Annotated in this window: 14 protein-coding genes; 7 read left to right on the top strand and 7 right to left on the bottom strand. The window is 66.7% G+C overall.

The annotated features are described in order from the left end of the window. Together Q8T13_22495 and Q8T13_22490 are read right to left on the bottom strand one after the other, a co-directional pair. Entirely contained in the window at positions 1-789 is a 789-nt protein-coding gene (locus Q8T13_22495; GenBank protein ID MDP3720542.1) for an ABC transporter ATP-binding protein, read from the bottom strand. After that, the gene (locus Q8T13_22490; protein MDP3720541.1) at positions 779-2,488 is read right to left on the bottom strand and encodes an efflux RND transporter periplasmic adaptor subunit; all 1,710 of its coding nucleotides are present in this window, start codon (positions 2,486-2,488) and stop codon (positions 779-781) included. Before Q8T13_22490 ends, Q8T13_22495 begins: the two co-directional genes overlap by 11 nt. A gap of 113 nt (positions 2,489-2,601) precedes the next feature. On the opposite strand from Q8T13_22490, the gene Q8T13_22485 reads away from it, so the two are divergent. The 3 genes from Q8T13_22485 to Q8T13_22475 all read left to right on the top strand — a co-directional run bounded on the left by Q8T13_22485 (position 2,602) and on the right by Q8T13_22475 (position 7,525). Then, entirely contained in the window at positions 2,602-2,955 is a 354-nt protein-coding gene (locus Q8T13_22485) for a PadR family transcriptional regulator (protein MDP3720540.1), read from the top strand. 2 nt (positions 2,956-2,957) lie between these two features. Next, positions 2,958-5,582 carry an ADOP family duplicated permease gene (locus Q8T13_22480; protein ID MDP3720539.1) on the top strand — a complete coding sequence of 875 codons (2,625 nt, stop codon included), beginning with the start codon at positions 2,958-2,960 and terminating at the stop codon, positions 5,580-5,582. Between the two features lie 86 nt (positions 5,583-5,668). Beyond that, complete coding sequence (locus tag Q8T13_22475; protein MDP3720538.1) at positions 5,669-7,525, top strand: PQQ-binding-like beta-propeller repeat protein; 1,857 nt, start codon at positions 5,669-5,671, stop codon at positions 7,523-7,525. A gap of 26 nt (positions 7,526-7,551) precedes the next feature. Here Q8T13_22475 and Q8T13_22470 read toward each other — a convergent pair whose 3' ends face one another. The 3 genes from Q8T13_22470 to Q8T13_22460 all read right to left on the bottom strand — a co-directional run bounded on the left by Q8T13_22470 (position 7,552) and on the right by Q8T13_22460 (position 13,378). Continuing rightward, entirely contained in the window at positions 7,552-8,091 is a 540-nt protein-coding gene (locus Q8T13_22470) for a hypothetical protein (protein MDP3720537.1), read from the bottom strand. 557 nt (positions 8,092-8,648) lie between these two features. Next, on the bottom strand, positions 8,649-12,425 hold the full coding sequence (metH, locus tag Q8T13_22465) for a methionine synthase (protein MDP3720536.1): 3,777 nt from the start codon (positions 12,423-12,425) through the stop codon (positions 8,649-8,651). Beyond that, entirely contained in the window at positions 12,422-13,378 is a 957-nt protein-coding gene (locus Q8T13_22460) for a metalloregulator ArsR/SmtB family transcription factor (protein MDP3720535.1), read from the bottom strand. The genes metH and Q8T13_22460 overlap by 4 nt, the downstream gene beginning before the upstream one ends. A gap of 257 nt (positions 13,379-13,635) precedes the next feature. Here Q8T13_22460 and Q8T13_22455 point away from each other — a divergent pair, with 257 nt between their 5' ends. The 3 genes from Q8T13_22455 (at position 13,636) to Q8T13_22445 (ending at position 19,553) form a co-directional block, all read left to right on the top strand. Then, a complete protein-coding gene (locus tag Q8T13_22455; GenBank protein ID MDP3720534.1) occupies positions 13,636-16,509 on the top strand; it encodes a DUF349 domain-containing protein in 2,874 nt (957 codons plus the stop codon). Between the two features lie 63 nt (positions 16,510-16,572). Beyond that, positions 16,573-17,172, top strand: coding sequence for a hypothetical protein (locus Q8T13_22450; protein ID MDP3720533.1), 600 nt, complete (start codon positions 16,573-16,575; stop codon positions 17,170-17,172). A 179-nt stretch (positions 17,173-17,351) separates the two neighbouring features. Then, entirely contained in the window at positions 17,352-19,553 is a 2,202-nt protein-coding gene (locus tag Q8T13_22445; protein MDP3720532.1) for a penicillin acylase family protein, read from the top strand. Positions 19,554-19,652: 99 nt separating this feature from the next. Here Q8T13_22445 and Q8T13_22440 read toward each other — a convergent pair whose 3' ends face one another. Further along, positions 19,653-19,934 carry a hypothetical protein gene (locus Q8T13_22440; GenBank protein ID MDP3720531.1) on the bottom strand — a complete coding sequence of 94 codons (282 nt, stop codon included), beginning with the start codon at positions 19,932-19,934 and terminating at the stop codon, positions 19,653-19,655. A gap of 540 nt (positions 19,935-20,474) precedes the next feature. Then, on the bottom strand, positions 20,475-21,344 hold the full coding sequence (locus Q8T13_22435) for a dihydrofolate reductase family protein (protein ID MDP3720530.1): 870 nt from the start codon (positions 21,342-21,344) through the stop codon (positions 20,475-20,477). 86 nt (positions 21,345-21,430) lie between these two features. Here Q8T13_22435 and Q8T13_22430 point away from each other — a divergent pair, with 86 nt between their 5' ends. Next, positions 21,431-21,607 (top strand): hypothetical protein, encoded by a 177-nt coding sequence (locus Q8T13_22430; GenBank protein ID MDP3720529.1) that lies wholly within the window; start codon positions 21,431-21,433, stop codon positions 21,605-21,607. Positions 21,608-21,626: the final 19 nt, after the last annotated feature.

Here is a 21,626-nt window from a genome sequence, read left to right as displayed (position 1 = left end):
TTACACAGCCTCCGCTTCGACGGGCAGGTTGGCGAGTTCTTCGGCGGCCATGCGGCGATCGGGCACCGGGTGATCGGTAACGACCAGGCCGTCGCGAAACGCGACGATGCGTGTGCCATGTTCGGCGATGTCGTGCTCGTGGGTGATTAGCAGGATGGTGATGCCGCGCTCGATGTTCAGGCGCTGAAACAGCTCCATCACTTCGATGCTGGTCCTGGAGTCGAGGTTGCCGGTGGGCTCGTCGGCGAGGATGATCGACGGGTTGTTGACCAGCGCCCGCGCGATCGCGACGCGCTGCTGCTGGCCGCCCGACAATTGGTTGGGATGATGGCTGGCGCGATCGGCCAGGCCGACCGCCGCCAGCATGTCTTTTGCGCGTTGATGCCGTTCCGACGTTTTCATCGCGGAGCCGCCATACAGCAGCGGCAGTTCGACGTTGTCGAGCGCCGAGGTGCGCGACAGCAGGTTGAAGCCCTGGAACACGAATCCAATCTTGGTGTTGCGCACCGCCGCCAGGTCATTCTTCGACATCTGCGACACGTCCTGGCCGTCAAGGAAGTACTGGCCGGACGTCGGCTGCGCCAGGCAGCCGACAATGTGCATGAAGGTCGATTTGCCGGAGCCCGATGGCCCCGTCACCGACAGGAACTCGCCTCGCTGCACGTCGAGGTTGACGCCACGCAGCGCCCTCACCAGGTGCTCGCCGACCTCGTAGGTGCGGACCAGGTTCCGGGTCGCGATGACGGTGGATGCCGGGACGTCGCCCGACCCTAGTGCGTTAGTTGCCACCGCGTCCGCCGCCTCCTGGCGGCCGGCCACCGCGTCCGGCCGGCATCAGGGGATTGCCGGTGCCACCCTGGGTCGGTGTTGCGCGGGTCGGGCCAAGGCCCGTGACGCCGGTGACCACTTCGGCATTCTCCTGGAGCTCGCCGCCCAGCACTTCCGTGTTCGTGCCGTCGCTGATACCCAGTCGCAGTTGCAAGGGCTTCAGTTGCCCGTCGGTGAAGGTCCACGCGCGTCCGCGCGACTCGACCACCGGCAACGGCGCAAACAGCGCGTCGATGGTCTGCGCCTGCGCCGTGGCCGCCCCCTGAGGCTTGCTGCCCTGTAGCGCCATCAGCGCCTCGAACGCGCTGGTGTCGGTCCCGCGCTCCTTCATTCGCGCGATGAACTGCACCCGCTCGTCGGCGGTCATGGTCTTGAAGCGCTCGAGCGAGCGTGCCTGGAAGTCGGCGCCCCCACCGGGCCCGCCTCGGCCGGCTCCGGGGAATCCGCCGCCGCCACGGCCGGCGCGCCCTTCGACGTTGCTCAGGGCGTCGCGAGAAGGAGTCGAGGGACGGGCTTCCGCCATGGGCGAGGGTGCCCCCGGCGATTGGTTTGCTTGAGCGGCCGGGGCCGCGCCTGGCGCCCCACGACCAGGGCCACCGCGACCGCCGCCTCCGCCGAATGCGGTCATCTCGGGTGGCGGCTCCTGCTTGAACGCCGCGAACATCTCGTTGGTCGGGCGGAAGCGCAGGGCGGCATTCGGGATCCGCAAGGTGTTGGTGCGCTTCGCGATCTCGATCTTCACGTTCGCCGTCATCCCCGGCTTCAACTTGAGTTGCTTGTTCGGGACGTCGATCACCGTGCCGTAGGTGGTGACGTTCTGCACCACCACCGGCTGCAGGCGGACCTGCGTCACCGTGCCCTCGAAGTTGTCGGTGGGGTAGGCATCAACCCGGAACGTGACGTGCTGCCCGGGCCGGATGCGGCCGACATCGGCCTCGTCGATGTTGGCATTGACCTGCATTTCGGTCAGGTCCGCGGCAATCACGAACAGCGTCGGCGCCGACATGCTGGCGGCCACCGTCTGGCCCACGTCCACGCTTCGCTGCGTGACGATGCCGTCAATGGGTGCCCTGATGATGGTGTGATTGCGGTTCACCTGCGACTGGTTGACCGAGGCCTGCGCTTGCGTGACCGCGGCCTGCGATTGGGTGACCGAGGCCGTTTGTGACGCGACCCCCGCGGCCGCCGTGTCCACCGCGATCTTGGCGGCGTCGAGATCACTCTGGGCGATCAGGCTCTGCGTCGCCAGTTCCTTCGCGCGGGCGAACTTCTGCTGCGCATCGGTCAATTGCACCTTGGTGCGGTCAAGTTCGCTGTTGGCCCTGGTGAGGTTGGCCCGCGCCTGGATCAGGTTGGCTTGAACCTGCTGGAGCTGCGCGTCAAACAGCGACGGATCGAGCCGCGCGATGACTTGTCCTTGCTTGACGATGGAGTTGAAGTCGGCGCCGAGCCACTCGATGTTGCCCGACACCTGGCTGCCGACCTGGACGGTCGTCACCGCCTGCAGGGTGCCCGTGGCGCCGACCGTGTCGATGATTTCGCCCCGGGTGACCGGCACGGTGTTGACCGCCACCTCGACCCGCGCGCGGTTGGAATACCAGTATCCGGCTCCGGCTGCGACCACCGCCAGCAGCACGACGACGACGATCGCTCGCTTCATGTTCAGGGTTACTCTCGCGGCAGCGCAGCCGTTTACGGCCGAAATCGTGATAATTCGGTGTCAGGAACAAGCCGTAGACGTCCTACGTCTAAGGCCGTAGAGCGTCTACATCTATGGCCAAACCCCGCGATGACCAGCGCCTGGAACTGCTGCAGGGCACCCTCGACATGCTCATCCTGCGCACCCTGCAGTGGGGCCCCCAGCATGGCCACGGGATCGGCCAGGCGATTCGGGCCCAGTCCGACGACTTGCTCAAGGTCGAGACCGGTTCACTCTATCCCGCCATGCACCGTCTCGAGAAGAAAGGGTGGCTCAAGTCGGAATGGGGGGTAAGCGAGGCCAACCAGCGGGCGAAGTACTACCAGTTGACGGCGGCTGGCAAGGCGCAGTTGTCGCGCGAACGCGACCGCTGGTCGCAACTGGTCGGCGCCATCGGCCGCATCATGAACCCCGCGGGGACCGAATAGCCATGCGTCCCGACGATCGCGACCTGGACGACGAGATTCGCGGCCACCTGGCGCTCAGCGTCCAGGAGCGCATCGAGCGCGGCGACAGCCCCGAGGCGGCGCGACTCGCGGCCTTGCGGGAGTTCGGCTATATCCCCGCGGCGCGCGACGAGATGCGGCGGGTGTGGTACAGCCGCGGGTTCGACCTGGCCGAAGCGCTCGCCCAGGACCTGCGGGTCGGCTTGCGGTCGTTGCTGCGCGCCAAGGGCATGGCCGCCACGGTGGTCATCACCCTCGCCCTCGGCATCGGTGCCAACGCCGCCATCTTCAGCGTGGTGCGCAGCGTGCTGTTGCGGCCGTTGGTCAATCGCGATGAGGCGCGCCTGATCTACATCCGCCAGAGCGCGCCCGGGCTCGGTGCCGGGAACCTGACGTTCTCCGTCCCGGAGATCGACGATCTGAAGGCGCGCGTGCGAACGATCAGCGCGTTTGGCGATTTCTCGACGGTCGGCTTCACCTTGACCGGGTTGGGCGACGCCCGCGTGGTGCAGGCCGGGGTCGTGAGCGGCTCGTTCTTCGAGGTCATGGGGCTGCGTCCCGTGCTTGGCCGTCTGCTGTCGGCGCAAGATGATGGCCTCGACGCGGCCGGTGCGGCGGTGGTGACCCACCGGTTCTGGACCGGCAGCTTGAACAGCGATCCCACGGTCATCGGCAAGACGATTGGCCTTGGCACGCGCACCGCCACTATTGTCGGCGTGCTGGAGCCGTCGGTGCCGTATCCGGCGGACACCGAGATCATCGCCAACATCGTGTCGAGCCCTCATCACATGGGCGCGACCATGATCACCGGTCGCACGCATCGCATGACGGAGCTGTTCGGCCGCCTCGCGCCTGGCGCCACGCTGGAAGAGGCGCGCGCCGAACTCGAGTCGGTCTACGCCGGCATGGTGAGCGCGCATCCCGAGGCGTACTCCGCCAAGGCCGGCATGATGTTGAGCGCCACGCCGCTGCGCGACCAGATCACGTCGCCGGCCCGCGTGATTCTGCTGCTGTTGCTGGCGGCGGCCGGCGTCGTCTTCATCATTGCCTGCTCCAATGTCGCGAACCTGATCCTGGCGCGGTCGGTTCGCCGGGAAGGCGAGCTCGCGGTTCGCGCCGCGCTCGGCGCCAGTGCCGGAGCACTGCGCCGGACGCTGCTGGCCGAAAGCCTGGTGCTGTGTGGTGCCGGCGCCGTGCTGGGCGTACTGCTGGCGCGTCCGTTGGTCGCGGTGGTGGCGAGCTTCGCGGCCCGCTTCTCGGTGCGGGCCCTCGACGTGACCGTGGATACCAGTGTGCTGTGGGTGGGCGCCGGCCTCGCGATGGCGGCGGCGATCCTGCTGGCCTACGTTCCGCGGCTGCCGTCCCAGACGCCAACCGGTCCCGGCCTAATCAGTGCCGGCGTGCGCCTGACACCCGGCACCAATCGCCGGCTGCGGGTCTTTGCAACCATGCAGATTGCGCTCTCGTTCGTGCTGCTGGCGGGCGCCGGCACGCTGGTCGCGACGCTGCTGGCGCTGCAGACCGCCAACACCGGCTACGACATGCGCCGCGTCCTCGCGCTCGATGTCCCGGCGCCACTGGGCGACTACAGCACCAAGGCGATCGACTTCTACGAGGAGATCACGCGGCGGGTCGGCGAGCTGCCCGGCGTCGACGGCGTGGCCGTCGGCAGCTTCGTGCCATGGCGTGATGCCGGCTCGTTTGGTCCCGGGGTGTCGTTTGCGGTTGAGGGCCTCGTTCCCGCCGACGGTGAGGAAGAGCCGCGAGCGCGGTTCCGGATCGTCTCGCCGGGATTCTTCGATGTGGTCGGCGTGCCGCTCGTGGCCGGCCGCGCGTTCACGGCCGACGACCGCCGTGGCCGCGAGGCGGTGGTGATTGTAAGCCACAGCGTCGCGCAGCGGATGTTTCCGAACGGCGACGCGTTGAACCGGACCATGTGGTGGACCGATCCGTTCTTCGGGAAGGTGGTGGAGCCCCGCCGCATCGTGGGCGTCGTGGCCGATGTGGACGACGAGAATGTCGTTCGCGCGCCGGCCCTCACGGTCTATCACCCCTTTCAGCAGATGGGCGTGGCCGGGCGGGTGTTCGTGCGCACCGCGGGCGATCCCTACGCGCTGGTGGGGCCGGTGCGCCGGGTGGTGCGCGAACTGTCGCCGGATCAACCGGTGGAGCGGCCCGCGACCCTCGAGGACGTGCGCGCCACGGTGCTGACGCCGGACCGGCTGAATGCGTTTGTCATTTCGGGCTTTGCCGGCGTGGCGCTGCTGATCGCGGTGGTGGGAGTGGCCGGCGTGCTGGCCTTCGGCGTCAGCGCCCGCACAAGGGAGTTCGGCGTGCGCCTGGCCATTGGCTCCACGCCGCGCAGCTTGCTGATCAGCGTGCTCTCCGAGGGCCTGGCGATCGTGACGATTGGGATTGCCGCCGGAATCGCGGGTGGCTACGCCTGCGCGGGAATTGCCGCCAGCTACGTCGCCGGGATCGAGTTGCCCGGCGTGGTGCCGGTGCTGGCCGCGGCAGCGGTGCTGGGCAGTGCCGCGATTCTGGCCTCGTTGATGCCGGCCGCGCGCGCCTCGCGCGTGGACGTGTTGCAGGCGCTGCGTTCGGAATAGGAAAAAGGGGTCGGGGATCTTTTTCAGTCCTTTGACTCAACAGGTTGGGGCCGTAAGTCAGTTGGGTCCCAAGAGGATGTATTGAGATGAGCAAAAAGATCCCCGACCCCGTTTCCCTGCGGCTCTGGCCCGGCGTTGCCCTGGCCGTGTTCGCAGTGCTGATCCGTTTCGGGCTGCCCGCGGCGCTGCCCGACGCGACGATCTATGGGATGGACACGGGCCTCGTGGGCCTGGTGGGTTCCGTGATCGCCACGCTCGGGATCATCGTGTGGTGGCTGTTGTTCAGCCGCGCCCCGTGGACCGAGCGCCTGGGCGCGCTGGCGGTAATGGGACTGGCGGTGTTCGCCACGAAGGCGATTGCGCACCCGTCCATTGCCGGCGCGGGCCAGGGATACCTGATTTACCTCGGGGGTATCCAGCTGATGACCCTGGCGTTGGTGTTGTGGGCCGTCGCCACTCGCGAACTCTCGGTCGGCGTCCGGCGCGCCTCGATGGCTGCCGCGCTCGTCGCCGCGTGCGGGTTCTGGGCGATCATCCGTACCGACGGCGTCAACAGCAGCCTGCTCGGCTCGGACTATCACTGGCGCTGGACCCCGACGGCAGAGGAGTTGTTGCTGGCGAAGACGGCGGCCCAGCCGGACCGCGTGGTGCCGCCGCCGGTCGTCGAAACGCCGGCGCCGTTAGCGGTTGCGACGCCCGCGTCCACCGCACCCACGGCACTCGCCGCACCCACGGCACCCACTGCTCCCGCCGCACCTGCTGCACCTGCCCCGGGAGTCGAGTGGCCTGGCTTTCGTGGCCCCGCGCGCGACGGCGTCGTCCAGGGCGTCCGCATCAACACCGACTGGTCGGCCTCGCCGCCCGCGCAGTTGTGGCGCCGTCCGATCGGCCCCGGCTGGTCCTCGTTTGCGGTGCAGGGTGACGTGATCTACACGCAGGAGCAGCGCGGTGATGAAGAGATGGTCGCGGCCTACCGGCTGTCGACCGGCGAGCCGGTGTGGCGCCACAGCAATCCCGTGCGCTTCTACGAATCGAATGGCGGCGCCGGTCCGCGCGCCACGCCGACCATCGACCACGACCGCGTGTTTGCGCACGGCGCGACCGGCATGGTCAACGCGCTCGACGCCCGAACCGGCAGATTGTTGTGGTCCCACGACTCATCCGCCGACACCGGCGTGCCGGTGCCCGGCTGGGGCTTCTCGAGTTCGCCGCTGGTGATCGACGGCAAGGTGATCATCGCCGCCTCGGGCGCCCTGATCGCCTACGACGCCGACACGGGAGAGACACGCTGGGTGATGAAGTCGCGCGGCGGCAGCTACAGCTCGCCGCACCTGCTGACCATCAACGGTGTGCCCCAGGTGGTGCTGATGGGTGGGCAGGGAACCGCCGGTGTGGCCGTCGCGGATGGCGCCGTGCTGTGGGAAAACAACTGGGCCGGCTCCCCGATGGTGCAGCCGGCGCTGCTGCCCGGTGGCGACCTGCTGATCACCAGCGCCGACGCGATGGGTGGGCTCGGCGTGCGGCGGCTGGGCCTGGCGCACGCGCCGAATGGCTGGACGGCCACCGAGCGGTGGACGTCTCGCGGGCTGAAGCCGTACTTCAACGATTACGTCATTCACAAGGGACATGCCTATGGCTTCGATGGCAACATCCTCTCGTCCGTCAACCTCGAGACCGGCGAACGCGCCTGGAAAGGCGGACGCTACGGCAACGGCCAGATGCTCCTGTTGGCCGACCAGGACGTGTTGCTGATCACGTCGGAAGAGGGAGAGCTGGCGCTGGTGTCGGCGACACCCGGGAAGTACATGGAGCTCGCGCGGATTCCCGCACTGAACGCCAAGACCTGGAACCACCCGGTGTTGATCGGCGATGTCCTGTTGATTCGCAACGGCGAAGAGATGGCGGCGTACCGACTGGCACTCGACAGCGCCGTTACGCGCTGACGAGTGCTCAGTGGCGGGGAATGTTACTAAGGCGCGGCGACGTTTACGGCAATGTGGTTGCGGACGACAATCTGCGCTCCGTCGAGCGCCTGCAGGATGATGTCGAACCTTGCCGGACCAGCGAACGCGTTGCCGGGCCCGTAGGGCGCCGTCAGGAAAGCCTGGTAAAACCCGAACCCGTAGTTCTGGGAATTCTGCGTTACGTTCACGTTACCTTCGTCGTCCGCGATGAAGACGGCCGCCGTTCCCTGATCGCGCCACTGGAATCCCGACTGCCCTGCAGCCTGCGCCAGCGTTTCGGCTTCAAGAGTGAACGTGCGATAGGAGGTGCCGGCACCCGGGTCAACATCGTACAAGAGCTGGAACGTGTAGTCGCTCAAGTCGGTCGTGGCCCCGTTGAGGCCGGTCGCGACCGAGAACGTGAAATTCCAGGCCGCGCGATTCGCGTTGTTCGCGAACGAGCCGTTGGCCGTAGATTGCGGGCCCGACGCGACAGCGAAGTTCAGAATGCCGTCGGCGTAGTCATCCGTCGACATCACCGTCGGCCCCTGCCGATAAAGCGTCATCAAACCCAGCTCGATCCCAGCGGCTTCATTTCGGGCAACGCCGAAGTTTGTAGCCGGTATTCCGCTTCCGACGAAGAGGTTGCCAGGGCTCGCCGGATCCTGAGCCGCCGGATCCGGAGCGACGTTGACGCCGTAGCCCCAACTCACTGGACTGCACGAGGCGTCGAAGACGAAGCCCGGACTCCCGGGCACCGCTCCGTTGGGCTGCTGGACATCTCCATGGCCGAGGTGGGCGCCCACCGCGTTGGAGCTGACGCTGAGGGGCCGAAACAGGCCGTCGCCGGTTGCGTGGCACAGGTCGACTTTGGCGTTGGAGGCTGCGGAAAGCGGCTGGCTTGGGCCTAGGGCTACAGCGCCCAACAGAGCGACGACTCCACCTGAGACAAGAAATAGGGGTTTGCGCATAGAGATTCCTTTGCTGGGCCGGTTGACGCAACTCGCAGCGGTTGACTGGGGCTAACGAATCGAGCCAGATAATGGCTGAAACCACCCGTCCACGCAAGAGCTCGCCCCAAAGGGGCCCGGACGGCCCCATCCGGCTTTTCTGCAGCCCCGCGTCACGCACCGACGAGCGCAGGTTCGTAGGCGAGGACGGGCCGCAGCCAGCGTTCGACCTCGCTGACCGTCATGCCTTTGCGCTTCGCGTAGTCCGCAACCTGATCCTGTCCGATGCGCTGGATGGCGAAGTACTTCGACTGCGGATGCGAGAAGTAAAGGCCGCTGACCGACGCTGCCGGCGTCATCGCGAACGACTCGGTGAGGTCGAGGCCCACCGACCGCGCGCCCAGCAAGTCGAACAGCGTCGTCTTCTCGCTGTGGTCCGGGCAGGCGGGGTAGCCAAATGCCGGACGGATACCCTGGAACTTCTCGTCGATCAGGTCGTCGTTTGACAGCTGATCGACGATGCCCCAATCCTTGCGGGCCTGGGCATGCAGGTATTCCGCAAAGGCCTCGGCGAGGCGGTCGGCCAGCGCCTTGACGATGATGGCGGAGTAGTCGTCGTGCCTGGCCTCGTACTTCTTCACCAGGTCGTCGACGCCGAGTCCCGCCGTGACCGCGAACGCGCCCAAGTAGTCGGTCACGCCGCTGTCAGCCGGCGCGATGAAATCGGCGAGCGAGCGATTCGGCTTGTCATCGGCAATCACTTCCTGCTGCCTCAGCATCGGGAAGCGAATCAGTTCCTGGCGGGAGTCGGGAGTCGAGAGTCGGGAGTCGGAAGAGCTCTTGTCTCCCGGTTCCCGATTCCCGGTTCCCGGCTTGAACAGCACGAGGTCGTCACCAATGCTGTTCGCCGGCCAGAAGCCGTAGACACCGCGGGCGCGGATCAGCTTGCCGTCCACGATCTGCTTCAGCAGCGCCTGCGCGTGGCCATACAACTCCGTGGCCGCGGCGCCGACGGTCGCGTCCGTCAAGATGGCGGGGAAGCGGCCCTTCAGTTCCCACGCCGCGAAGAAGAACTGCCAGTCGATGAACGGCACCAGGTCCGACAGCGCCACGTCCACCTTTCTCAGTCCGGTGAATGAAGGGACCGCAGGCAACCCTGAAGGGTTGCCTCCACCACCAAAGTCGAGCTTCAGGCGGTTGGCGCGCGCCTGCTCGAGCGACAGGGTCGGCCGCTCGCGCCTGCCGGCGTGCTGATCGCGCAGCTTCACGTGATGCGCGCGGTTGGCCTGATCAAATCCCGGCTTCAATTCGGGGTTGATCAGGCTGGCCACGACGTCCACCACGCGGGAGGCGTCGGGGACATGCACGGTCGGCTGCGAGTACTCCGGCGCGATCTTCACCGCGGTGTGCTGCGGACTGGTAGTGGCGCCGCCAATCAACAGCGGCAGCACCATCTTGCGGCGCTCCATCTCAGAGGCCACGAACACCATTTCGTCGAGCGACGGCGTGATCAGCCCGCTCAGGCCGATGACGTCAACCTGCTGATCGATCGCGGCTTGAAGAATCTTGTCGCACGACACCATCACGCCGAGGTCAATCACCTCGTAGTTGTTGCAGCCGAGCACCACGCCGACGATGTTCTTGCCAATGTCGTGGACGTCGCCCTTGACGGTGGCGGTCAGCACCTTGCCGGCGTTGCTGCGCTCGGTGGCGCCGCCGGCGGCCAGCCGCTCGGCCTTCTCGGCGGCCATGAACGGCTCCAGGTAGGCGACGGCGCGCTTCATGGCGCGGGCGCTCTTCACTACCTGTGGCAGGAACATCTTGCCGGCCCCGAACAGCTCGCCGACCACCTTCATGCCGTCCATCAACGGCCCCTCGATCACGAGCAGCGGCCGGCCGTACTTCGCGCGCGCCTCTTCGGCATCAATCTCGATAAAGTCCACGTTGCCATGGACCAGGGCATGCGAGAGCCGCGATTCGACCGAACCCTCGCGCCACCTCAGGTCGTTCTCGCGCTTGGTGCCCGAGCCCTTCACCTGTTCGGCAAATGCGACCATTCTCTCGGTGGCGTCCGGGCGCCGGTTGAAGATGATGTCCTCGACGTGCTCGAGCAGGTCCTTCGGGATGTCCTCGTAGACGATCAGCTGGCCGGCGTTGACGATGCCCATGTCCATGCCGGCCTTGATGGCGTGGAACAGGAACGCCGAGTGGATGGCTTCGCGCACCACCTCGTTGCCGCGGAACGAGAACGACAGGTTGCTGACGCCGCCGCTGATCTTCACGCAGGGGCACGCCTGCTTGATCAGCCGCGTCGCCTCGATGAAGTACTTGCCGTAGTCGTTGTGCTCCTCGAGCCCGGTGGCAATGGCCAGGATGTTCGGGTCGAAGATGATGTCGGACGGGTCGACGCCGGCCTGTGCGGTCAGCAACTGGTAGGCGCGCGAGCAGATCTCGACCTTGCGTTCGGTCGTGTCGGCTTGGCCCTTCTCGTCGAATGCCATCACGATCATCGCCGCGCCGTAGCGCCGCACCAGGCGGGCCTTGGCCAGAAAGTCGGCCTCGCCCTCCTTGAGGCTGATCGAGTTCACGATCGCCTTGCCCTGCACGCACTTCAACCCGGCCTCGATCACCGACCACTTCGAGCTGTCGATCATGATCGGCAGCCGCGCAATCTCGGGCTCGGTGCCGATGTAGTTGAGGAACTCGGTCATGCACGCTTCCGAGTCGAGCATGCCCTCGTCCATGTTGACGTCGATGATGTTGGCGCCGCCGCGCACCTGGTCGAGGGCGACCGTGGCGGCGCCGGCCCAGTCGCGCGCCTTCACCAGCCGCTCGAACTTCTTCGAGCCGGTCACGTTGGTGCGCTCACCAACCATTTGAAAGTTACTATCCGGCCTGATGACCAACGGCTCGAGGCCGGACAAGGTGGTCAGGCGGGTGGGGCTGGTGGGGCTGGTCCGGGGTGCCACGCCCGCTACCGCGTTCGCTATCGCGCGAATATGGTCGGGCGTGGTGCCGCAGCAGCCGCCGATGATGTTGACGAACCCGCTAGCGGCAAAATCCTTAATCAGCGCCGCGGTCTCCTCCGGCGTTTCGTCGTACTGGCCGAACGCATTGGGCAGGCCGGCGTTCGGGTAGCAACTCACGTGGCCCGGCACGGTGCGCGCGAGCTCGGCCAGGTACGGCCGCATTTGCCGGGCACCGAGCGCGCAGTTCAGGCCCACGCTGAACGGCTTGGCGTGCTCGACCGAGACATAGAAGGCATCCAGGGTCTGGCCCGACAGCGTGCGGCCGCTAAGGTCGGTGAGCGTGGCCGAGATCATCAGCGGCAGGCGAGTGCCAGACTCGGCGAAGGCCTCTTCCACGGCGACCAGTGCCGCCTTGGCGTTGAGCGTGTCGATCTGGGTCTCGACCAGCAGCAGGTGCGACCCGCCGTCGATCAATCCGCGCGCCTGGTCCTTGAACGCCTGCTTCATCTCGTCGAAGGTGATCGCCCGGAACGCCGGGTTGTTCACGTCGGGCGAGATCGACAGGGTCTTGGTGGTCGGGCCGATCGAGCCGGCCACAAACCGCGGCCGGTCTGGCGTCTTCGCGGTCCACTCGTCGGTAACCCGGCGGGCGAGCTGGGCGGCGACCAGGTTCAGCTCATACGAGATCGCTTCGAGACCGTAGTCGGCTTGCGACACCGCCTGCGCGCTGAAGGTGTTGGTTTCGATGATGTCGGCGCCGGCGTCCAGGTACTCGGCGTGGATGTCGGCGATCACATCCGGCCGGGTCAGCACCAGCACGTCGTTGTTGCCCTTGAGGTCGTGCGAGTGCGAGGCGAAACGCGTGCCGCGGAAGTCGGCCTCGGTCAGCTTGCGCCGCTGGACCATGGTGCCCATGGCGCCGTCGAGCACGAGAATGCGGGTGGCGAGCAGGCGTTCCAGGGTCTCGAGAGTCGTGGTCATGTCTTTTTTCGGGCCTTTGCCGGCTTGGTGCCAATGGCCAGCAGCACTGCAAATGGATCATGGGTACGCCGCGCGCCAAGCGCGACGCGAACGTCGGTGAAGCCGGCGCGGGTCAGCAAGCCGGCGAGGTGGTCGTCGCTGAAGCCGAACCACTGGTCGCCGAGCTTCTCTTTCACCCAGGTTTCGTCGTGGGCGCGCAGGTCGAGAATCAGCAGCCGGCCGCCGGGCTTGAGAATGCGGGCGGCCTCGGCCAGCGCTGCCGCCGGCTGGCTGGCGTGGTGCAACGCCTGCGACAGCAACGCCACATCCATCGTCGCCGCGTCGAGCGGCAGCTTCTCGAGCTCGCCTTTCTTCCAGGTGATGTTGGTCAGCCGCTTGCGCGCCGCCAGCGCCTTGGCGCGATCGAGCACGCCGGTGGCGCGATCGATGGCGACGACACGCCGTGCCCAGCGGGCGGTTTCGACGGTGAGATAGCCTTCGCCGCACCCGAGGTCGGCCACGTCCAGTGGCGGCAACAACATGCCGAGCGCACGCGACCACGCCGCCCAGCTGCGGCCCGGGACCAGCTGGCGGCCGTCGCGGGTGTCGGGGCTGACGTGTTCGAAGTTCTCGCGCCGCAGCCGCAACACTTCCTGCAGCCGCGCCTCGTCTGCCTTGACTATGCTGGCCCCGGCCGCCTCCGTGAACTGCGCATGAAGCACTGGCCAGAGGGATCCCTTGCGTTCGTCTCGCACGGTGGGGGCCAGGCGGTAAAAACTGTACGACCCATCGCGCTCTTCGACGACCAGCCCGGCGTCCTTGAGCAACCCGAGGTGGCGTGACACGCCCGACTGGGCCAGGCCGAGAATGCCGGTCAGTTCCTTGACGTTGAAGCGGTCCTGGTCGAGCACGCGCAGCAGCCGCAGCCGGGCTTCGTCGCCGAGCAGCCGGTAGAGCGCGGACGCCTGTTCCATATCCACTAATGTAGATGAATGGATTAAATAAGGCAACCCCGGCGGGCGCGGCAGCGGGGCCCCGGTCCCTGATCCCTGATCCCTGATCCCTGATCCCTGATCCCTGATCCCTGATCCCCGATCCCTGTGGGATAATGCCCCTCTTATTTCGTGCGACGCGCGCCCTGAATGAGTCATGGGCGCCTGACGTAAGACACAAGCAAAAAGGACAAGGCACCGGCCGGCTCACGCCGAGCCGCCGGGGTCTGAAACACCCAATGGGAATTCTCGACAAGCTCCGCCCGCAATCGAAGGCCACCCACCCCGATCCCAACATCCGCATCGAAGCGGTCCACGAGACCGACGCCGATGACGTGGCGTCCCTCAGCAGCTTTGCGAAAGATGATGCCGATCCGCGGGTGAGGCGCGCCGCGGTGTCGCGGATTACCGACACGGCCGTGCTGGCCGACGTCGCCCGTAACGAGTCGGAAGCCAACGTTCGCGATCACGCTGTGGGGCAGCTCGTCGAGCAGGCCTCCAGGCACGATGCGGCGGTGGCCGCGCCCGCCGTGGCCGCCCTGGCGTCCCTCGGCCGCGAGCGCGAGTTGGCCACCGTGGCCAAGGCTCCGGGGCCCGAGGCCGTGCGGCGCGCGGCCATTGCCGCCCTGCGCGACGAGAAGTCGCTCGGCAGCGTCGCCCGCCACGCCGCCGACGGCGGCGCGCGGCTGCTGGCCGTCGAACGGCTGACCGATCCGGCAGAGATTGAAGGCGTCGCCATGCGCGGCGAGCACGCCGACGCGGCCGTGGCGGCAGTCGATCGCCTGGTGACTCCCTCGACCGAGACGCTGACCGCCATCAGCCAGAAGGCACGCGCCAAGGCGGCGCAGAAGAAAGCGCGCACGCTGCTCAAGGCCAGTGAGCCGGCGCCGGTGGCGGTGGAGTCGGGTCCTGCCTTCAAGGAAGGCGATCAGCAGACGGCTCGCGATCTCGTCGCGCAGATGACCGCGCTCTCGGCTGTCGGTGACTTCACCCAGCTGCGCGAAGCCTATGCCGCCGGCCGCGTGGCCTGGGTCGAGCTCCTGGCCGATGCCGACATCCAGGACAGCATCCAGGCGGATTTCGAAAGCGCGTCCGACGTCGTGCGCCAGCGGTTGGCGGCGGATGAAGCCGCGCGCGCCGACGCCGAGCGCCAGCGCCGCGCCCTCGAGCAGGAACAGGCCGACCGCATCGCGGTGTGCGCCTCGGTTGAAGGGCTGAGTGGAGAAGACATTGTCGATCGCCTGGCCGCGTCGCGGGCGACGTGGGAGGGCATGCCGGCGATGCCCGAGACGTGGGCGGTTGAGCTCGATCGCCGATTCGCCGAGGCGTGCCGCGCCGCCGAACGCCGTCACGAACGCCGCCTGCAGGCGCAGCAGTCGGCCGAGCGGCTGCCGGCGCTGGTGCCCGAGGTCGAGGCGCTGTCGGCGAACCCGGCGTACGCCGACATTCGCAGCCAGTGGTACGCGCTGCGCAAGCAGTGGCAGGCGATTGCCCGCGACGTCGCGATCGACGCCGAGTTGACCGCGCGGTACGAGGCGGCCGCCCAGGTGCTGGAAGGGCACGAACAGGCGTATCGCGACACCAAGGGGCAGCAGCAGACGCAGAACCTGCAGCGGCTGCAGGCGATGCTGCAGAAGTTCGAAACCCGCGCCTCGGCCGAGGGCCTGACGCTCAAGCAGACCGATCAACTGCTGAAGGACGTCAAGCTGGCGGTCGGCACCATGGGGCCGCTGCCCACCAAGCAGGATCGCGAAGACCTGATGGTGCGGCTGCAGGCGGTGCGCACGTCGCTGACCCCGCGCATCCAGGAACTGCGCGAGGCCGAAGAGTGGAAGCGCTGGGCGAACGTCCAGGTGCAGGAAGAGCTGTGCACCAAGATGGAAGCGCTCATCCCGCTCGCCGAAACCGATCCCGAGAAAGCGTCGAACGAGATGCGCACCTTGCAGGAGCGCTGGAAGCCGGTCGCGGCCGCCCCTCGCTCGCAGGCCGAGACCCTGTGGACCCGGTTCAAGGCGGCGCAGGAGCAGGTCTACGACAAGTGCAAGGACTTCTTTGCCAACCAGGCGACCGAGCGCGTCGAGAACCTGAAGAAGAAAGAAGAGCTGTGCGTGCGCGCCGAGTCGATGGCCGAGTCCACCGACTGGGTGAAAACCGCCGACGCCATGAAGACCCTGCAGGGCGAGTGGAAGGCCATTGGCCCGGTGACGCGCGGCAACGAAAAGGCCGTGTGGGAGCGCTTCCGTGCCGCCTGCGACAAGTTCTTCACGCGCCGGCAGGACGACCTGAAGCAGCGCAAGCAGGACTGGACCGAGAACCTCAAGCGCAAGGAAGCGCTGGTGGCCGAGGCCGAGCAGCTGTCGCAGTCGACCGAGTGGGAACAGGCGGCGTCGCGGATCAAGCGGCTGCAGGTCGAATGGAAGACGATTGGCCCGGTCAAGAAGAGCAAGTCCGACGCCATCTGGAACCAGTTCCGCGCCGCCTGCGACCTGTTCTTCGAGCGGTTCAAGAACCGCGACTCGGCGGCGCTGACCGGCAAGCTGGTCGACCGCGAATCGGCGGTGACCGAGCTCGAGGCGTTGGTGCCGGCGGCGGATGCCGCCGAGGCGTCGCAGCCCGACGACTTGTACGCCAAGGTGCAGGCCGCGCGCGCCCGTTGGGTGCAGGGCCCCGAGTTGCCGCGGCACACGCTCGCGCCGCTGTCCGACCGCGTCAACGCGGCATTGTTCGCGCTGGTCACCCGCTGGCCGGACGGCTTCAAGGGCACCGACCTTGATCCCGAGCTGACCCGGGGCAAGATGGAGAAGCTGGTCGCCAAGGTCGAGAAGCTCTTGCCGACCGAGGCGGCCGAACCGGCGAAGAACCTGTCGCCGGCCGAACTGCTGGCGCGCCAGTGGCGCGAAGCGCTGGCCGCCAACACCATGGGCGCCGGCGCCGCCCGCCAGGCCGAAGACGCGCGCCAGCGCGCCGCCGAGCAGGAAGTGCGCAGCGCGCAGGCCGCGTGGGCCCGCCTGGGGCCGCTGTCACCCGAGCAGCGCAAGCCGTTGCAGGACCGGTTCGATCGCGCCGTCCGCAAGTTCCTCGAGCTGAAACGCCGCAGCGCGGCCCGCCCGTAGGTCGTGGCACTCGTCTGGGACGACCGGCCCGGCCAAGCGCCGCGCCGGTCGTCTGCTTCTTACATGACTATTCGCATCGCGTTGTCCCTCGCCCTGCTTGTCGTTGCGTCCGCCACAGCCGCCCAAGCCCAGTCGGTCGATCTCAGTGCGCACGTCGTTGGTGCGAACTGGAGTGAGTTCGAGGGCTCTGACTTTGGTATCGGCGGACGGCTGTCGTGGAAAGCCAGGACGGTGCTGGGCGTGGAAGGGGAAGTAAACTGGTTCCCTTCCGAGTTTCCTGGCCAGAACGTCGCATTCAGCGGCCATCGTCTCGAGGGCGTCGTCGCCATCACCGCCGGTCCACGCATCGACCGCATCCGGCCGTTCGTGCGGCTGGGCGCCGGGTTCCTGCGATCGTCGCCGGCACCTGCGCCGTTCGCCTGCATCGCCATTTTCCCGCCGCCACTGCACTGTCTGCTCGCGGCTGGTGACACCATGCCCTCTGTCGAGATCGGCGGCGGCGTGGAGGTGTCGACCTCGGCCCGGACCTTTCTCCGCTTCGACGCCGTCGATCGCATCCTCCGGTATCCCGGGCCAACCTTCGGTCCGGCAGACGAGATCAGCGAGGATGGCTTCTTCGGTCACGCGTTCAAGTTCACCCTCGGCGCCGGCTGGCGGTTTTAGCAGGGATTAGGGATCAGGGATCAGGGATCAGGGATCAGGGATCAGGGATCAGGGATCAGGGATCAGGGTATCGCCGATCCCTGATCCCCGATCCCCGATCCCCGATCCCCTGATCCCTGATCCCTGATCCCTGATCCCTGATCCCCGATCCCCGATCCCTGAGATAGAATTCCGGGGCCATGAAGAAGCTTGCCCTGCTCTGTGTCCTCGCGCTGGCCTCCTGTTCGTCGCAGCCCGCCGCGCCCCCCGTCAGCCCTGAAGTCGCCGCCTGGCAGAAGCGCGCCGACGGCGTCACGATTATTCGCGACGACTGGGGCATCCCGCACATTTACGCCAAGACCGACGCCGACGTCGTGTTCGGCCTCATGTACGCCCAGGCGGAAGACGACTTCAACCGCGTCGAGACCAACTTCATCAACTCGCAGGGCCGGCTCGCCGAAGCGGAAGGCGAGGCCGAGATCTATCGCGACCTGCGCATGAAGCTGTTCATCGACCCGGTCAACCTCAAGGCCGATTACGCCAAGGCGGAGCCATGGCTCAAGGCGCTGATGGACGCGTGGGCCGACGGCCTCAATTTCTACCTGGCCACCCATCCCGACGTGAAGCCGCGCGTGATTACGAAGTTCGAGCCGTGGATGGCGCTCAGCTTCAGCGAGGGCAGCATTGGCGGCGACATCGAGCGCGTGAACATCGGTCAGCTCGAGGCGTTTTATGGGGCGGCCGCGCCGCCGACCAGCACGGCGCGCTTGGACTCGACGGATGTCCTCGCTCCTCCCGAGGAACCTCGCGGCTCGAACGGTTTCGCCATTGCCGGCGCCAACACCGCGTCGGGCAAGGCGCAGTTGCTGATCAACCCCCACACCTCGTTCTTCTTCCGCGAAGAGGCGCAGATGGTAAGCGAAGAGGGCCTGAACGCCTACGGCGCGCTGACCTGGGGCCAGTTCTTCATCTACCAGGGATTCAACGACAAGGCCGGCTGGATGCACACCAGCAGCAGCGTTGACAACATCGACGAGTACCTCGAGACGGTCACCAAGAAGGCCGACGGCACCTACACCTATCGGGTCGGGACCGAAGAACGGCCGCTGACCGCGACCAAGATCACCGTGCCCTACAAATCGGGCGCCGGCCTGGCGAACAAGGAGTTCACCGTCTACCAGACGCACCGTGGGCCGATTGTCCGCTCGGTTGACGGCAAGTGGGTGAGTGTCCGGCTGATGAACGAGCCGCTCAAGGCGCTCGAGCAGTCCTACCTGCGCACCAAGGCCCGCACTCTCGACGAATACAAGAAAGTGATGGCGCTGCACACCAACTCGTCGAACAACACCCTGTATGCGGATGCCGACGGCAACATCGCCTACTTCCACTCGAACTTTGTCCCGAAGCGCGACCCGAAGTTCGACTGGTCGCGGCCGGTTGACGGCACCAACCCGGCGACGGAGTGGAACGGCCTGCACTCGTTCGACGAATCGCCCAATGTCGTGAACCCGCCGAACGGCTGGGTCTACAACACCAACAACTACCCGTACTCGGCGGCGGGTGCGCACAGCCCGAAGCAGAAAGACTTCCCGGCGTACATGGACACGGGCAGCGAGAACCCGCGTGGCGTGCACGCGATCCGCGTGCTCGACGGCAAGAAGGGCTTCACCATCGATTCGCACATCGCCGCCGCCTACTCCAGCTACCTGCCGGAGTTCGAGATCCAGATTCCGCTGCTGTTGAAGGCGCACGCGCAGGCGGCCTCGTCCAATCCCCTGAAGGCCAAGGTCGCGGACCAGGTTGCCGCGCTCAAGGATTGGGACTACCGCTGGTCGGCCACCTCGGTGCCGACGTCCGTGGCGATCTTCTACGGCGAAGACCTGTGGCAGCGCGTGGCCCCGGCGGCACGCAAAGCCGGCGTGAACACCTACGAGTACATGAAGAGCAGGGCAACGGCGCAAGAGCGACTGGAGTCGCTGGCGGCCGCCGCCGACAAGCTGCAGGCCGACTTCGGCAAATGGCAGACCCCGTGGGGCGACATCAACCGCTTCCAGCGCAACGACGGGAACATCGTCCAGCAGTTTGACGATGCGAAGCCGAGCACGCCGGTGATGTTTGCCTCGGCGCGTTGGGGATCGCTGGCGTCGTTCGGCTCACGCGCGTATCCGGGCACGAAGAAGTGGTACGGCACCAGCGGCAACAGCTTCGTCGCCGTTGTTGAGTTCGGCGACCGCGTGACGGCCAAGGCCGTGACCGCCGGCGGCGTCAACAGCGTGCCGGGCTCGAAGCACTTCAACGACCAGGCCGATCGCTATGCTACCGGCAACCTGCGCGACGTCTATTTCTATCGGGAGCAGCTCGAGGGCCACACCGAGCGGACCTACAAGCCGGGCCAGAAGTAGAGATGCGAGCGAGTGGGACGTTTGAACTCGAGGACAAAGGAATAGGTGAGCCGTAGCCCGGGCGTGCCCGCGCCGTGACCCAGCCGCTGACCGTGTGCCTCACTCACGGTCGTCCGCGGCCACGCCGCGAGACGCAGCCCCCAGTTCCGCCCGAACTACGGCGGCCACGGCGATGGCCGCACTCGTTTCGTAGGTTCGAAACGGCCCCGCTGAGGTGGTCGAGCTAAAGGCTTGCGACTCGTGGGACTGATAGAACTCGAGCAAATCGCGCTGGCTGCGGACGGTGGCGCGCCCCAATACTTCGAGCGCGTGCTGCAGTTCGTGCGCCAGGGTGCTGACCAGGATCACCGAGTCGGTGTTGGCGCTCAGCCGAATCCACATGTAGCGGGCATTCCCGGTGTCTGCGATCGCGTGTAGCAGGCACCCGCGGAGCGACCGGACTGGACACGCGCCGATAGAGATGTACACGACACCGTCGGTGCGGCCGATCGCGTCTGCGAGCCGTTGCAGGGTTGGCGACCGCCGGCAGCCGTCGATGAACAGAGCCGTCAACGGCGCGTCGGGCGATCGAATCGCCGAAGACGCGGCCTCCCCGGCGGACCCGGGACAACCACGGTTAACCGGCTCAACCAGCGGCGAGAGTAACTCCCGCACGCTTGCCGGACCCGCGGGTTCCGCCGACTGGGATGCCAGCCTCACAACCGGCTCGCAACACAGTGGCAGCAGCAGATAGGGCCAGCGAGACCACGACTGCACAAGTCATTGTAGCCGTCCGGAGCCCGGTCTTCCATGACGGCCGTCATACGGATTCAGACGGGCCGGCCGGCATCGTCCGGCCTAAGGATGTGCTCGATTGCACAGGGCACCGATGTCTGTTCAGGCCGTACTGGGCCTGACCGGCGAGATGGACAACAGGAAGCGTCAGTCGTCGGCCAACCGAAAGTGCTCGAATCGGACACCCGTTTCTACGTCCCGGCCGGCTTTACTGACGACCAGCGCGGTGTTGAGAGGCCGTGCGCCGGTGTAGAACGGTGTATTCGGCTCGCCGCCTGCTTTGGGTGAGGTCGTCAGGTAGAGATCCTGGACGACACCGGCATCGATCAACTGGGTCGTCAGTGTCCGGCCGCCAATGCACGATGCTCGCGTGATGCCATGATCCGCGCGCAGCGTCTTCAATCCGGCGATGACATCAGATGCTCGGCCGCCGCTCACTACCCGGATCCATGGCCGTGGCCTGGTGTGCGGTGCCAACTCTTCCGCCCCTGTGTCGTTAGTCAAGATGAAGACACGCAGCTCGGGAACGTTGAACAACAACGCGGACTCGATGTCCAAGTCCCCGCTGCGCGTGGCCACCACCTGCGCGGGATAGCGATCAAGTCCCAGGGTGGACCGCAGGGCCACCAATTCCGGATGCCAGATGGCCATGATCATCTGTGCGCCGCGAATCGTTGAAGCGCCGGTGATGATCGCGTCGGCGTGAGCGCTTGACAGACCCTCGTAGATCAGGTGTTTGTCGGTCAGGCCTCCGCCCAGGTCCATTGGATTCTCGGCACCGGTGTTGCCATCTGAGGATCGAACAAACACGGTGTTCACCGCTGGCAGCGACGGGTCGGCCGCGTCGGATTCGAAGAACGGGCCATCGAAGCGCTCGCTCGCCCACGCGTTGGTGATCGAGCGAAGACCGAGCCCCGCACCGTGGGACTCCGTCGTGACATATCCCGGGATGCGCGCCGTCACCGCGGCGGTTGTCTTGTGGGCGACGAAAGCGGCAAGGCGTGTGGCCCAGTCCATGACGTCAATCGTATTCCCAAGGAGCAGGACCGATGTGCTCAATTGCACAGGGCGCCGAACCCGGGCGGGCGTATGCTCCCGGCACTATGGCAACGAATCCATCTGCTCCCAAACAGATCACCTGGCTGATCTGCGTCGTCCTCTACGCCGTCGCCCTGCTGGCCACGTTCGGTGTCATCAGTGTCGACAGCCAGCTCGCACAGTGGTCGTGGATCATCGGATTCGGGCTCTTGCTGGTCGCAGTGCAGGTTCGCGGACTCTGATCGGCGCAGTCCAGGTATC

The organism is Acidobacteriota bacterium (genome assembly GCA_030697165.1).
Lineage (GTDB): Bacteria > Acidobacteriota > Vicinamibacteria > Vicinamibacterales > UBA2999 > 12-FULL-67-14b.
The sequence above is the reverse complement of the archived record's forward strand: the minus strand, read 5'-3'. Positions and strand labels throughout refer to the sequence as shown.